Consider the following 13,600-nt stretch of genomic DNA (forward strand, 5'->3'; position numbering starts at 1 on the left):
GGCCGGCGTCCCGTAACGCCGGCTCCGTCGGATCAGCCACCGATCGTCACCTCGGTCGGCCCGGTGCCGAGCCGCACGGTATAGCCGCCACGCTCCGCCACGCCGCCGCCGACCGCCAGCGCGGCCGCACGGTCGCCGGTCCGCTCGGCGAAGACCCGCGCGACCGGTGCGTCCTTGGTCGCCGGATCGAGCGTCAGTATCACCCGCTTCGTCGCGGGCTGATAACGTGCCGCGGCGATGCGTCCCGCCTGCAACGTGATCCAGACCCGCGCCGGGGCGACGAACAGCCGCGTCCGCGCGCCGTCCTTCGGCACGATGACGATGTCGCGGCCCCGGCGGTCGATGTCGCCGCCGAAGCCTAGCCAGCCGAAGGTCGGATCCTCGACCAGATAGGTCGCCGCGGCGACGGCATGGCCATAGAAGCCCATGCCATAGTCGCCGCTATAGGGGTCCCAGCGCATCGTGTCGGGCCAGGCGTGGAAGGCGGCCGACGAAAATCCGCGCTGGTCGATATTGGTCACCGCGCCCATCATGCCGCCATAGGCGACCCGCAACAGGTGGATGTCCGCCGGGTTTTGCCGATAGGCGTCGAACAGGGGCACGGCGTTGAGCGCCGAACCATAGTGATGGATCTGCCGCTCGATCCGCGGTTGCTTGCCGCCGTACAGGAAGTCCCAATAGCGCCGGGCGTTGCCGTTGTAGCCCCAGCTGGGAAGGGTGGGATCATAGCCCAGGATCACCTCGCGGGTCACATCGGCCTGCGGCTGATAGCCGAAGCGCCGCATCCAGGCGTAGACTTCGGGCTGGCCCGTCGAATCCCAAGCCATTTCCGACCCGAACGGATAGCGGAGCGTCCGCCAATGGTCCGCCCGCCCCTTCATCAGTCGCGTCATCTCGCGCGCCTCGGCGGCCAGGCCCTCGCGCTCGAGATCGGACAGGATGTCGACGAAGACGTCGCCCTCCATCAGTCCGAACTGCGTGTAATAGGGCGCGTCGCGCATCATCGCCGCGACGGTCAGCCATGCATGGTCGAGATACCATCGCCAGTCGTGCCGCATCGCCATGCCCGGGTGATTGCGCGCCACCCGATAGAGCACCCAATAGCCGATCGCGACATGCGGGTAATTATAGGCGCGGCCCAGGTCGCCGGCATCCTTCGGGCTCCACGACGTCCATGATTTCCATCGCGCCGGGTCGCCGTACAGCGTCGGGAACGCCTTGGGATCGTAATAGAACAGGCTCTTCTGGACCGCGCCGATGTGTGGCCCGGTCACGACCTGCAGTCGCCCGAACACCGTCTCGTCGACCAGACGATCGATCTTCGCCACCTCGTCTGGGGTCGGATGGTCGAGCTGCTTCATCGTCGCGGCGACCCAGCTGCCCGCGCCGCCCTCGTCGCTCATCCCCGCGATCCACACCCGCGGCTCGACGTCGACGATCCGCTTCGCCTCGTCGTCATAGGTCAGGATCGCGGGCGATCGGCCGAAGGGGTCGCCCTTGCCCTCATACCATTGCTCGTTGGTGGCGAAGCGACCGAGATCGGCCATGGTCCGGTCGAGCGGCTTGGTGAGGAAATAGCTCACCGTCTGCTTCTCGCCATTGGCATAGCCGATCGTGAGCCGCGCCCTGCCCCAGCCGCGCGCCCGCACCGCGAGCCGTGTCCAGCCTGTTACCTGCCCTGCCGGCCGGGCCTCCAGCGCGCCCGTCGGCAAGCTCTCGATCGTCTTGACCGGGCTGGAGCTGCGCAGAAACAGCGACGCCTGCTGGTCGGTCGGCACGACATAGCCCGGAATGCCGACCGCCACCGGCCGGCCGCTCGCGGCGAGCGTCGCTTCGATCTTGCGGATCGAGGGCGACGGCACGAGGCGGACGCCGACCTCCATCACCGCCCCGGGGGCCAGCGTGCGCGCGGTCGGCGCGTTCCAGGGCTCGCCTGCCTTCTGCCATTCGCGATCGGCATAGCCGAGCGAATGGACCGTCCAGTCGTAGAAACCCTCGAACGTCTGCGCGCGCTGGGTCCGTTCGACGAACACCGACCCCGGCTCCGCCTCGCGCGGGTTCTTGAGCGGGACATAGGCTTCGAGCGGCGTCCCCCGCTCGGGCAGGACCAGCAGCGCCGGGCCGCCGCCGTTCAGGCGCGTGACCTGGAGATAACCCGCGTCACGCCCGATATAGGGATCGGTGAAGCTCGCCTGCGCATGCGCCTGCTCCAGCGTGCGATCGGTGATGATGTTGTCGAACACCATCGGCAGGCCGAGGACACCGATCTCGATCGGTGCCGACGATCGGTTCGCGATCCGAAAGCGAAGCGCCAGCGCGCCACGCTCGTCGAGCCAGCGCCGCTCGACCGTGACGGGCGAGTCGCCGGCAAGGCTCGGCGTGATGTCGGCCGCCGCCAGCACGCCCTTGCCCGTGGGCAGGGGGCGGTTCGCCTGCCGACGATGAGCGGACGCGAGATCGCGCCACGGGCCGCCCGGCGCACGGACGCGCAGGTTGATGTCGCCAAGATGGTTGTAGCCGTCGCCCGACCGCTCCGCCTCGCGCCCCGTGGGAACAAAGCTGAAGCCGGGCTCGCCCGCCGGCGAGAGCCGTGCCAGCGTCTGGGTGTCGCGGCGCAGCCCCACGCGCCATGGTCCAACGACATAGTCGTCGGTGGCCACCGCCGCCGCCGCCCGGCTCGGCCGCACCCCATCCTGCAGCTGGGCGGCGGCGCCATAGGCGGTCATCGACATCGCCGCCGTCAGTGCGACGAGCGGCGTACGCGAAGCCCATGCTTTTGCTGGCATCATGTCGGCGGGCTCTCCTGTTTTCTCTACCCGACACTACACCGCAAACAGCTGTGATGATAGTATACGATATCTATTTATCTTTGATCGCACGAGTGTATGGTACGTCGCAAAGGCCGCTCGGGAGCCGGCCTGGAGAGGACCATATGATCAGCGTGAGGCGTCGAGACTTACTGGCCGGAGCGGCGGGCGTATCACTGTTGAATTGCGCCGCCCAGGTGGTGGCGAAGGCGGCGCCGACCGGCGTCGCACGCGCGCACCCCTTGCCGCTCAGCGCGGTTCGCCTGCGGCCCTCGGACTATGCCACCGCGGTCGAGGTCAACCGAAACTACCTACGTCGTCTCAGCCCCGACCGGCTGCTCCACAATTTCCATCTCTACGCAGGGATGACGCCCAAGGCGCCGATCTATGGCGGCTGGGAAAGCGACACGATCGCGGGCCACTCGCTGGGTCATTACATGACTGCGCTGGTCCACACCTATCGGCAGACCGGCGACCCGGAGATGCGCCGCCGGGCCGACTATATCGTCGACGAACTGGCGGCGGCGCAGGCGAAGCGCGGCAACGGCTATGTCGGCGGCCTTGGCCGCAAGCGTCCCGACGGCAAGATCGTCGACGGCGAGGAGATCTTCCCCGAGATCATGAAGGGCGACATCCGCTCGGGCGGTTTCGACCTCAACGGCTCCTGGTCGCCGCTGTACACCGTCCACAAGCTGTTCGCCGGCCTGCTCGACGTCGACGCCGGCTGGGGCAATCGGCGCGCCATCGCGGTGGCGGAGGGACTGGGCGGCTATTTCGAGCGCGTGTTCGCGGCGCTGACCCCGGCCCAGGTCCAGCAGGTGCTGGGCTGCGAATATGGCGGCCTGAACGAAAGCTATGCGGAACTCTATGCCCGTACCGGCAACCAGCGCTGGCTGCGCATGGCGGAGCTCATCTACGACAATCGCGTCCTCGATCCCCTGACGCGGCAGGAGGACAAGCTCGCCAACTTCCACGCCAATACCCAGGTGCCCAAGCTGATCGGCCTCGCCCGAATCCACGAGGTGAAGGGCGGCGATCCAGCCAAGGCCACCGCGGCCCGGTTCTTCTGGGCTACCGTGGTCCATCACCACAGCTACGTCATCGGCGGCAACGCCGATCGCGAGTATTTCTCGGCCCCCGACACGATCGCCGACCATGTCACCGAGCAGACGTGCGAGCATTGCAACACCTACAACATGCTCAAGCTGACCCGCCAGCTGTGGTCGTGGCAGCCGGAGGGAGCGCTGTTCGATTACTATGAGCGCGCGCACCTCAACCACGTCATGTCGGCGCAGAACCCCGCCAACGGCGGCTTCACCTACATGACCCCGCTGATGACGGGCGCGGAGCGCGGCTATTCGACGGTCGACGACGACGCCTTCTGGTGCTGCGTCGGCTCGGGGATGGAAAGCCATGCGAAGCACGGCGAAAGCATCTTCTGGGAAGGGGATGACGGCACCTTCTACGTCAACCTGTACATCCCCGCCGATGCCACCTGGGCGAAGCGCCGCGCGCAGGTGACGCTCGACACGCGCTATCCGTTCGAGCCCACCTCGACGCTGACGTTCGCCAAGGTGCGCGCCGGCCGCTTCCCTGTGGCTCTGCGCATCCCCGCCTGGGCGAAGGACAAGGCAGTGATCACGGTCAACGACGAACCGGTCACCCCCGTCCTCGCGCGCGGCTATGCGATCGTCGAGCGGCAATGGCAGGCACACGACCGTATCGCCATCACGCTGCCGCTGGAGCTGCGGATCGAAACCGCGCCGGGCAGCGACCAGCTGGTGTCGGTGCTGCGCGGACCGATGGTGCTCGCCGCCGATCTGGGTCCGGTGGCCGAGAAGTGGCAGCGGGCCGATCCGGCGCTCGTCGGCGCCGATCTGCTCGCCGGCTTCACCGCCGCCGATGCCGCGACCGGGCGCTACGCGACGCGCGGCATCGTCCGTCCCGCCGACCTGACGTTCGTCCCCTTCTATCGCCAGTACGAGCGGCGCAGCGCCGTCTATTTCAAGCGGTTCACCGATGCCGCCTGGGTGAAGGAAGAGGCCGCGTACAACGCCGAACAGGCGCGCCTGCGCGACATTGCGGCACGCTCGGTCGACGTCATGCACCTGGGCGAGATGCAGCCCGAACGCGATCACGACCTGAAGAGCGAAAGCTCCTATCCGGTCACCTATCGCGGGCGCCAGGGACGCGACGTGCGCTCGGGCGGCTATGTCGACTTCGCGATGAAGGTCAAACCGGGTCCGCTGATCCTGCAGGCGACCTATTGGGGCAGCGAAACGAAGCGCGACTTCGACATTCTGGTCGATAACGTGAAGATCGCGACCCAGCGGCTGGACAATGACAAGCCTGGCGCCTTCTTCGACGTCAGCTATCCGATCCCGGTCGGCGTGACGAAGGGCAAGCCGTCCGTCCGGGTGAAGATCGTGCCCCACGACCGCAACACCGCCGGCCCCATCTTCGGCGTCCGCATCTATACCGCCGCGGCGGCCGGCGTCGCCTGATGAACGGCGGGGGGACCGACGTCACGCTGTCGCTCGACGCGCTGCGCACGCTTGCCCGCGACACCCTGTTGCGGGTCGGGCTGGCGCCGGATCACGCCGATGCGGTGACGGAAACGATGGTGGCGGGCGAACGCGACGGCTGCGCGAGCCACGGCATCTATCGCCTGCTCGTCGCTGCGAGCAGCATCGAGCGCGGCGTCGTCGTGCCCGATGCGGTGCCGGTGGTCAGCGAGCCGGCGCGTGCGCTGGTGAGGGTCGATGGCGGCGGCGGCTTCGCGCAGCTCGCCTTCGCACGGGGGCTGCCGGGGCTGGTCGCCAAGGCACGCGACTTCGGCATCGCCGCGCTGGCGCTCAACAACGTCGTCCATTTCGCGGCACTGTGGCCTGAGGTGGAGCTGCTAGCCGACCAGGGCCTGGTCGCGCTCGCCTTCACCCCCAGCCACGCCTGGGTCGCGCCCGCCGGGGGGACGCGGCCGGTGTTCGGCACCAATCCGATCGCGTTCGGCTGGCCGCGGCCCGGCCGCGCGCCGTTCGTCTTCGACTTCGCCACCAGCATGGTCGCCCGCGGCGAGATCGAGCTGCACCGTCGCGCCGGTCGACCCGTGCCCGACGACTGGGGCTATGACGCCGACGGCAACCCGACGACCGACGCCGCGGCGGTGCTTGCTGGCGCCATGCGCACCTTCGGCGGGCACAAGGGATCGGCGCTGGCGGCGATGGTCGAACTGATCGCCGGGCCATTGATCGGCGACATGACCAGCGCGGAATCAATCGCAGCCGACGGCGGCCGTGGCGGATCGCCGATCGGCGGCGAGCTGATCCTCGCGGTCGATCCCGCCGGCTTCCTCGGCGATGCGGTCGCCGCCGAGCTCGATCGCGCGGAGGCGATGTTCGCGAGCATCGAGGACCAGGGCGCCCGCCTGCCGTCGAGTCGCCGGCACGCCGCTCGGGCGCGCAGCCTCGTCGAGGGCGTGACGATCCCGCGCGCGCTGTATGACGACATTCTCGCGATCGGGGCGGGCAAGGCGGACTAGCGTCGTGATGGGAACGGAATGACGGGAGAAGGAACGCCGATAAGCATTGGCCGCCGTGCAACGAAGGCGGCATTATGCGTCGCCGCCGCCTGGATCGCGGCAACCTCTCCGATCCAGGCGCAGGCGCGATCCGCCGCCGCGACACCACCGATGGGCTGGAACCCCTATAACGCCTTCGACCTGAACTATGGCGAGGCGGAGGTGATGGCACAGGCCGATATCCTGGTGTCGTCGGGGCTAGCCCGGCTCGGCTACGACCATGTCAACGTCGACGACGGATGGTGGCTGCGACGCGAGGGCAACACGATAAGGGTGCGGACCGGCATCTATCCGTCCGCCGCCCTGCCCGACGGATCGACCAGCCTGCGCCCGTTCGTCGACCGGCTCCATGCGATGGGGCTGAAGGCGGGAATCTATACCGACATCGGGCGCAACAGCTGCTCGCAGCGCTGGCGCCCGCACACGCCCAACCTGCCGCAGGGCACCGTGATCGAGCGCGAGATCGGCACCTACGGCCACCACGCGCAGGACGCAGCCCTGCTGTTCGCGACCTGGGGGTTCGACTTCATCAAGGTCGATGCCTGCGGCGTGGCCGACTATGGCGCCGATGTCGCCGAGGTGAAGGACGGCACCTATCGCGCCTTCCCGCCGCTGATCGTCCGCGAGCGGCCGGTGGCGTCCGACGCCCGCGCGCTGGCGCGGCAATATGCCAGCTTCGCCGAGGCGGTCCGCCGCGCCGCGCCGGGCCGGACGCCGCTGATTTCGATCTGCGCCTGGGGTCAGGCCGACGTCAACGACTGGGCGCAGCACTACGGACATCTGTCGCGCACCAGCTTCGACATCGCGCCGACGTGGGACGCGATGCTCTTCAACTTCGACTCCGCCGCCTCACGGGCGCTGTTCGCCGGACCGGGGCATTGGAACGACCCCGACATGCTGGAGGTGGGGAACGGCGCGTTCGACACCCATCACCTGACCGAGGCGCGAACGCACATGAGCCTGTGGGCGATACTGGCGGCCCCACTCATCCTGGGTAACGACCTGCGCCGCATGACGCCCGAGATCGCCGCGATCATCGGCAATCGCGACGTGATCGCGATCGACCAGGATGCCGCGGGCAACCAGGGTGTCGTGGTCTCGCAGGATGACGATGCGCAGATATTGGCCAAGGCATTGTCCACTCCGGGGCGCAAGGCGGTGGCGATCGTCAACCGCGGCACCCGGTCGCTCGACCTGACGGTGCCGCTGGCGGATCTAGGGCTGTCGCCAACCGCACTGACGATGTCGCGCGACGTCTGGACCAAGCGGTCGGCGCGGGTACGCGGTGGCCGGATCGCGGTGACCCTGGCACCGCACGAAACCACCCTGTTGCTCGTCGACGGTCGCCCCTTGCTCGCCGGCGTCGACCAGCCCGCCGACTTGCCGGCGCGCTTCGACGTCGCGGACGAAGGATACAAGGCACCCGATCGCACCCCCGCCCACCAATGGGTGCTCGCCCGGATCGGCTATCGACCCTATGGCGAACCGCTGATGCTGGACGGACGGCAGGACCATGCCGGCCTGGGCGTAGCGGCGGGATCGCGGGTCGGGATCGACCTCGGCGGGCGCTATGCGCGGCTGACGGTCGATCCACGGATGCTGGCGCAGACGCGCGGGCGCTTCGTCATCCGCGGCGATGGCAAGACGCTGGTGCACGGCAGGGCCTCACCACGCGGCAACGCGGTGACGCTGGACGTTCGGGGCGTTCGCCGGATCGAGCTGATCGCCCCGCCCGCCACCGGTGGGACCACCAGCTTCGCCTGGCACCGCCTGCGCCTCACCCGCGCCTGAGCCACCTCTCTCCGACCGCACCGATCAGGGCCGGCCGAGGGCTCAGGCGGTCAGCCAGACGATCGACTGCGGGCCGGTGCGGCGGCGCGCCGCGGGCTTCGGCGCCGCCGCGGCGGCCTCCGCCTTGACCGCCGCGCCGGGCGCATAATCGACGGCCACCTCGCCGCCCGGCAGTTCGCGGATCGGATCGCCGGTACGGTTCATCCAAGCGAAGTACGGCACGGCCGTCATCGGCGAACCGTCGGCCCAGGTGCCGCGCAGGATGTTTACGCCGCCCAGCAGATCGGCTCGCCATTGCGGCGTCACCGGCGCCGCGCCGAGCGCTAGGTCGATCGTCGGCTGGTCCGCCCGTTCGACGTTATAGACCAACGGCCCATAGCGCAGCGCCACCTTGCCGCGATTAGCCGCGATACGCTCGTCGGCGGTGATGCGCTGGACCGCCATCGGCAGGTCAATTTCGATCCGGTCGCCCGCGCGCCACTCGCGCTCGATCACCGCATAGCCGCGCTCGATCGTCGCCGGCGTGCGCTTGCCGTTCACCGACAGCGACCGCAGGCCCTGCACCGCAGGCGTCGCCGTATATAGCGCGCTGGTGCTTCGGTTGGGGACCCGGACGCGCAGCGCGAACCGCGCCGGGCGCTCGGGGTTGACGGTGATGGCGACGCGCCCGTCCCAGGGATAATTCGTCAGCTGCGTCATCGTCACGTCGACGCCCGCGACCTTGCCGACATCGATCGTGCTGCCGACGAACAGATTGACGTACAGGCCGTCGTCGCCCTTCACATAGGTCCACGTCGGCAGCATCAGCAGCGTGCGCGGGATGTTGCCGACGCAGCACGGGCACACATGCCATTTCGCGCGATCGGTATCGACCAGCGGATTGGTGTAGGTGAACGTCTTCCCGTCGAGATCGGTCGCGCCGAGCAGCGCATTGTACATCGTCTCTTCGTAGAGATCGGCATATTTGGCGTCGTGATACGCCAGGTTCATCTTATACTGGAAGAAGATCAGTCCACAGCTGGAGCACGACTCACAATAGGCATCGTTGCGCAAAGCATAATCGACGCCGAAACCTTCCGCCGTATCGCCGCTGCCGACGCCGCCAGTGACGTAATATTTGCGGTTGACCATGTTGTCCCACAGCGACAGCACCGCGCTCTGGTAGTCATGGTCCCCGGTCTCGGCGGCGACATCGGCCATCCCGGAATAGAAATAGACCGCGCGGACGGCATGGCCGACCGCTTCATACTGCTGCTCGGGCGGCAGATGGCTCTGGTCATATTCCGACCCGCCCTCGCGCGAATCGAGCAGGAATTTGGCGAGCGCGACATAGGCATCGCCGCGTCCGCCGCCCTCGACGTCGTTGACGAACCGGCCGAAGCGGACGAGCGCCTGCTCCAGTTCCTGGTGACCGTCGAACCAGGCCTTGCGACCCGGCCCGATGTTGGCGACCCAGCAATCCGCCAGCTTCTTCGCGCCGTCGTACAGCCGGCGGTCGCGGCCGCCGGTCAGCGTGTAATGCTTGATCGCCGATTCGATGAAATAGCCGGCGACATAACCTTCGTGATCGGCGCGATGCTCGGGCGACCAGCGCGCCTTCCACGCCTGGCGATCGGCGAGCGTATAGGCGGTGTGAAGATAGCCGTCGGGCTCCTGCGCCGCGAGGATGATCGGGATCCAGCGATCGAGCGTCTTGCGCATGCCGTCCTGCGCCGCGATCACCTCTCGGTCGCCGCGCGGATCGACCATCAGCGCGATGCACATCGCCTCGACCGTCTGGTGGACCCAGGCGTTCGAAAAGACATAGCCCTTGTGCCCCTCATGCGGTTCGCCGCGCAGTGCCTTGCCCGCCTCGATGAAATTGTCGATGCCGCCCTGCCCCGCCTTCAGGTCGGTACGCTCGCAATAGTCGACGCAATGCGGAATCCAGTTGACGATCAGCGACTTGGCGCGGGCGTTCCACAGCGTGCTGTCGATAGCGTATCGCGTCGTATAGACGACATCGAGCCGCTTGGCCGGCGGCGGCGCCTCCGCGCGGAGCGCGACGTCGGACTGGGCCACCTGCCCCCGCCCGGCCGCTGCCAGGCGGAGGACGTAATCGCCCGGCGTCGATACCGTCGCGCGCGTTACCGGGGCCGCCGGATTGGCGAAGCGGACCTCGCCGGGGCCGCTCACCTTCGTCCAGCGGACCAGATCGCTGGCGCCCTTCTGCAGCCAGTCCGCCTTGCCCGCCAGATAGGTCGTCCCCCCGACCACGACCGACCAATCGACCCTGCGGCGACCACCGGGGGGAAGGCCGGAACCGGTCCGCTGCTCCATACTCGCCACTGCAGCATGCCGATCGACTTCTCGCCATCGCCCATCACTTCCAGGCGAAGGCGATCGGTCGTGATCGGATCGAAGCTAGTCCGGAACCTGTCCGGCGCGGTGCCCAGGCCCTTGGCATTCCGAACCGGCACGAACGCCTTGCCGTCCCAATAGAACAGGCGACTGGTCGATGGCGCACCGACCCCGCGGCCATCGGCCCACCAATAGACGTCGATCGCATCGGTCGTGACCGGGCGATCCCAGCGATACTCGACCCACTAACCGTCGGTCTTCGGCCAGGTGCCATAGGCGCAACGCTCGGCGTCGGCCGAGTTCGCAGGCTCGGCGCCGTTGTTCAGTGCCGCATAGCTGGTATCGCCCGAAACATATTTGCCCGACGCCTTGGCGACCTTCGCCAGATTGACCGGAGCCGTCTTCGCCTCGGCGGCGAGCACAGGGCTGGCCAGCGCCACGGCGGCGCCGCCCGACACGATGCCGATCGCGCCGCGCCGGGACACGGTGATGCGTTCGGGTTGACCGACGTCGCGATCATGGTCGGTGCCGCAACATCCAGCGCCCATCGTCACTCTCCGTCATATTGTCCGATCGTATACCGTCGGCCACCAGGCTGTAATGCCCAGCCGTCGCGACCGTCGCACGCGACGGCGGGCCATCGACGAGGCCGCTGCGGCGCTAGAGGCCGCGTCCGTCGACGGGATCGAACCCGTCGATCACGCAGGCCGGCGCCTCGATCCGGGTAGCGTCGCGATAGGCGCGAACCTTGTCGCCTTCGCAATATCCCGCCGCCGTCGTCTCGACCTTGACGATCGAGAAGCGGTCGAGGCCCGCGCAGGGCGCGCCCTTGAAGCGGATGAAATAGGATCGGGCCGCGTTGGGCTGCCCGCGCAGGAAGACACGGCCATCGGGGCGAGCGACGGGCGCGGCGACACGCGCTGGCTTGACGCATCGCGGGGCGGTCGACCCCTGCGCCGCCGGCTGCGGCGCCCCCGCATCGGCCGCGGTCGCAACGGCGAACGCTGCAATTACGATGGATCTCGTCAGTCGGCGCATGGGAAGCCTCCACCATTGTCCTGCAGCGATACCTCGGTGTCGCGCAGCGCGAGGGTGATCAGGTCGACCATTGCGCCGTGGGCCGCCGACGGATCGCCGGCGGCGATGGCGCGGAACAGCGCACGGTGCTCGGGCATCGGGTCTCGCGGCAAGGCGCGCTTGCGCTGCTTGCAGATCGTCGTCCACGCGATCGCCGCCATGATCGACGTGGCGAGCGCCGTGACCATCTCGTTGCGCGTCGCTTCCAGCATGGTCATGTGAAATCGCTGGTCCGCTCGCCGCCCGCGCGCATCGGCCAGGCCGTAATGCGCCATGAGGTCGAGCGCTTCGCTCATCACCGCGACATCCGCGTCCGAGCGTCGCAGCGCCGCCATCTGCGCCGCATTGGGCTCGACCATCATGCGCAGTTCGAACAGGTCGCGAATGAATTTCGCGCTCGGCTCCGCCTTGAACTGCCAGGCGAGCAGATCGGGGTCGAGCAGGCTCCAGCGCCGCCGCGCCCGCACCTTGGTGCCGGCCTTCGGACGGCTGTCGACCAGCCCCTTCGCCGACAGGACGCGGAATGCCTCACGCAGTGCGGACCGCGATATGCCGATCTCGTTGGCGAAGGTGACCTCGCTGGGAAAGACGTGGCCCTCGGCGAATTCGCCCGAGAGGATCTTGACCGCAAGTTGTTCCGCCACCGTTTCGGCGCCGCGGATCTTCTCGCCGGGACGGATCAGCGAATCCCCGTCGAGCGTGGCATTGAAAGATCGCAGGACACCCATCGGCAATACTTACCTCAATTCCGCAGCCTCGATCGTCACGACGCGGTACAGGCGACGATAAACTTCCGGGGCGGTTGATCCAAATCCTTCGGCGAGCGCCGAGGATCGAGGTCGGGTAGCCGAGGGATCGCCGCCGCGCGACGCCCCCTCCCGATCAGGCGCCGTCAGAAGCGGAAGCTTGGGGAGGTGAAGGACGGAATGCCCGCACCATATTGCGGCGAAAAGAAATCGACGTTGGCGGTCTTGATGCCGCTATTCGGGCGAAGGTTCTGCTGAACGAAGTAATATTGACTGACACTGCCAGCACGAAATCGAGCTTGTCGCTAGCGCGTCGTTGCAGGCAGAGATTTCCCCGCGAAGCTGCCGTCGGGCGCTCGTTTCACCTCCAGTAATCACACGCCGGGATTGGCGGACGGCTGGTCGAAGATGACCGCCACATCATCGAACCGCACAGGCGTGGCGGCCGCGGCGACCGGCGATGTGGCAATGCCGGCCTGCTGCGCCGCACTGAGCGACGGCGGCAGCACCGACGTCAACAAGAGCAGCAACGACGAGCGCACGGTGATATCCTTCAGCCCGAATGGCACGAGCGCCCGCCGACGCGTAGCGCGATCCGTTACCGACATGGCGCGACGTCCCCGACGGGGCCGTTCGCGGCGCGGCCGCCGACGGTGGGCGCCAGCGCCTCCCATTCCTGCACCGCCACTGCTGCGTTGGTGCCGTTCGCTTGCGAGGCATCGAACACCGCCCGCAGGCACCGCGTCGTGACCGGCGTGAAGCGCGTGTCCTGATAGCGTCCGGGCTCGGTTCCGTAGCCGGAAGGCCGGTCGACCGGCTGCCAGCGCTTCGCCGCGCCGTTCCAATATTCGATGTGCCAGCTTTTCGGCGGGGCGACGCCGACCCCCGATCCCGCAGGTTGATCGGCGAAGAACCATATCCGCGAACCATCGAGGGTGACCGGCGCCGGCCAGCGATATTCGATCCAGCTGCGAGCGGGCATCGCGCCGTTCCAGTTCCCCCACATGTCGGGCGGCAGCGGCGCCGCTTTGACGATCCCGTCGTTCAGCGCCTTGATCCAGAACCGCACCAGAACCGGCTCGTTCGACGCCGCGGCGACGGCCGCCCCGGCGATGTTGCGTGTCGGCGGCGGGGCGGGCCGGGGGCGCGGGTCGGCGTGATCGGCCGGATCCTGGCGGGCTGGACGCTGTCGTCCCACTACATCCGATCGAGCGCGACCGACCGGCGGAACGTGCCCCAATAGAGATAGACCCGCTTATCGT

General features: G+C 68.1%; 10 protein-coding genes. 3 read left to right on the forward strand and 7 right to left on the reverse strand.

Annotated features, from left to right (window positions below; genetic code table 11):
- Positions 1-32 precede the first annotated feature (32 nt).
- On the reverse strand, positions 33-2,789 hold the full coding sequence (locus tag GGQ80_RS08035; protein ID WP_246346952.1) for a DUF5695 domain-containing protein: 2,757 nt from the start codon (positions 2,787-2,789) through the stop codon (positions 33-35).
- 197 nt (positions 2,790-2,986) lie between these two features.
- On the opposite strand from GGQ80_RS08035, the gene GGQ80_RS08040 reads away from it, so the two are divergent.
- From GGQ80_RS08040 to GGQ80_RS08050, 3 genes are read left to right on the forward strand one after another with little or no spacing between them, the layout of a single operon-like run.
- Positions 2,987-5,311 (forward strand): beta-L-arabinofuranosidase domain-containing protein, encoded by a 2,325-nt coding sequence (locus GGQ80_RS08040; protein ID WP_281375373.1) that lies wholly within the window; start codon positions 2,987-2,989, stop codon positions 5,309-5,311.
- Positions 5,311-6,345 (forward strand): Ldh family oxidoreductase, encoded by a 1,035-nt coding sequence (locus GGQ80_RS08045; protein ID WP_183983572.1) that lies wholly within the window; start codon positions 5,311-5,313, stop codon positions 6,343-6,345. The genes GGQ80_RS08040 and GGQ80_RS08045 overlap by 1 nt, the downstream gene beginning before the upstream one ends.
- A gap of 18 nt (positions 6,346-6,363) precedes the next feature.
- The gene (locus GGQ80_RS08050; protein WP_183983574.1) at positions 6,364-8,175 is read left to right on the forward strand and encodes an NPCBM/NEW2 domain-containing protein; all 1,812 of its coding nucleotides are present in this window, start codon (positions 6,364-6,366) and stop codon (positions 8,173-8,175) included.
- Positions 8,176-8,217: 42 nt separating this feature from the next.
- Here GGQ80_RS08050 and GGQ80_RS08055 read toward each other — a convergent pair whose 3' ends face one another.
- The 6 genes from GGQ80_RS08055 to GGQ80_RS08075 all read right to left on the reverse strand — a co-directional run bounded on the left by GGQ80_RS08055 (position 8,218) and on the right by GGQ80_RS08075 (position 13,536).
- Entirely contained in the window at positions 8,218-10,494 is a 2,277-nt protein-coding gene (locus GGQ80_RS08055) for a glycoside hydrolase family 127 protein (RefSeq protein WP_221364270.1), read from the reverse strand.
- 266 nt (positions 10,495-10,760) lie between these two features.
- Positions 10,761-11,063, reverse strand: a complete 303-nt coding sequence (locus GGQ80_RS18290) for a hypothetical protein (protein WP_221364271.1) — start codon at positions 11,061-11,063, stop codon at positions 10,761-10,763.
- Between the two features lie 112 nt (positions 11,064-11,175).
- Positions 11,176-11,553 carry a hypothetical protein gene (locus tag GGQ80_RS08060; RefSeq protein ID WP_183983576.1) on the reverse strand — a complete coding sequence of 126 codons (378 nt, stop codon included), beginning with the start codon at positions 11,551-11,553 and terminating at the stop codon, positions 11,176-11,178.
- Entirely contained in the window at positions 11,541-12,320 is a 780-nt protein-coding gene (locus GGQ80_RS08065) for a FadR/GntR family transcriptional regulator (RefSeq protein WP_183983578.1), read from the reverse strand. The genes GGQ80_RS08060 and GGQ80_RS08065 overlap by 13 nt, the downstream gene beginning before the upstream one ends.
- 392 nt (positions 12,321-12,712) lie before the next feature.
- Entirely contained in the window at positions 12,713-12,946 is a 234-nt protein-coding gene (locus tag GGQ80_RS08070; protein WP_221364272.1) for a hypothetical protein, read from the reverse strand.
- Complete coding sequence (locus GGQ80_RS08075; protein WP_183983582.1) at positions 12,937-13,536, reverse strand: hypothetical protein; 600 nt, start codon at positions 13,534-13,536, stop codon at positions 12,937-12,939. Before GGQ80_RS08075 ends, GGQ80_RS08070 begins: the two co-directional genes overlap by 10 nt.
- Positions 13,537-13,600: the final 64 nt, after the last annotated feature.

Source organism: Sphingomonas jinjuensis, assembly GCF_014197105.1.
Lineage (GTDB): Bacteria > Pseudomonadota > Alphaproteobacteria > Sphingomonadales > Sphingomonadaceae > Sphingomonas > Sphingomonas jinjuensis.

Bases quoted from the DNA above. Each gene is read 5' to 3' on its own strand.
- GGQ80_RS08035 (WP_246346952.1), bottom strand. From the start codon at position 2,789: ATGATGCCAGCAAAAGCATGGGCTTCGCGTACGCCGCTCGTCGCACTG.
- GGQ80_RS08045 (WP_183983572.1), top strand. From the start codon at position 5,311: ATGAACGGCGGGGGGACCGACGTCACGCTGTCGCTCGACGCGCTGCGC.
- GGQ80_RS08050 (WP_183983574.1), top strand. From the start codon at position 6,364: ATGACGGGAGAAGGAACGCCGATAAGCATTGGCCGCCGTGCAACGAAG.
- GGQ80_RS08055 (WP_221364270.1), bottom strand. From the start codon at position 10,494: ATGGAGCAGCGGACCGGTTCCGGCCTTCCCCCCGGTGGTCGCCGCAGG.
- GGQ80_RS18290 (WP_221364271.1), bottom strand. From the start codon at position 11,063: ATGGGCGCTGGATGTTGCGGCACCGACCATGATCGCGACGTCGGTCAA.
- GGQ80_RS08060 (WP_183983576.1), bottom strand. From the start codon at position 11,553: ATGCGCCGACTGACGAGATCCATCGTAATTGCAGCGTTCGCCGTTGCG.
- GGQ80_RS08065 (WP_183983578.1), bottom strand. From the start codon at position 12,320: ATGGGTGTCCTGCGATCTTTCAATGCCACGCTCGACGGGGATTCGCTG.
- GGQ80_RS08070 (WP_221364272.1), bottom strand. From the start codon at position 12,946: ATGTCGGTAACGGATCGCGCTACGCGTCGGCGGGCGCTCGTGCCATTC.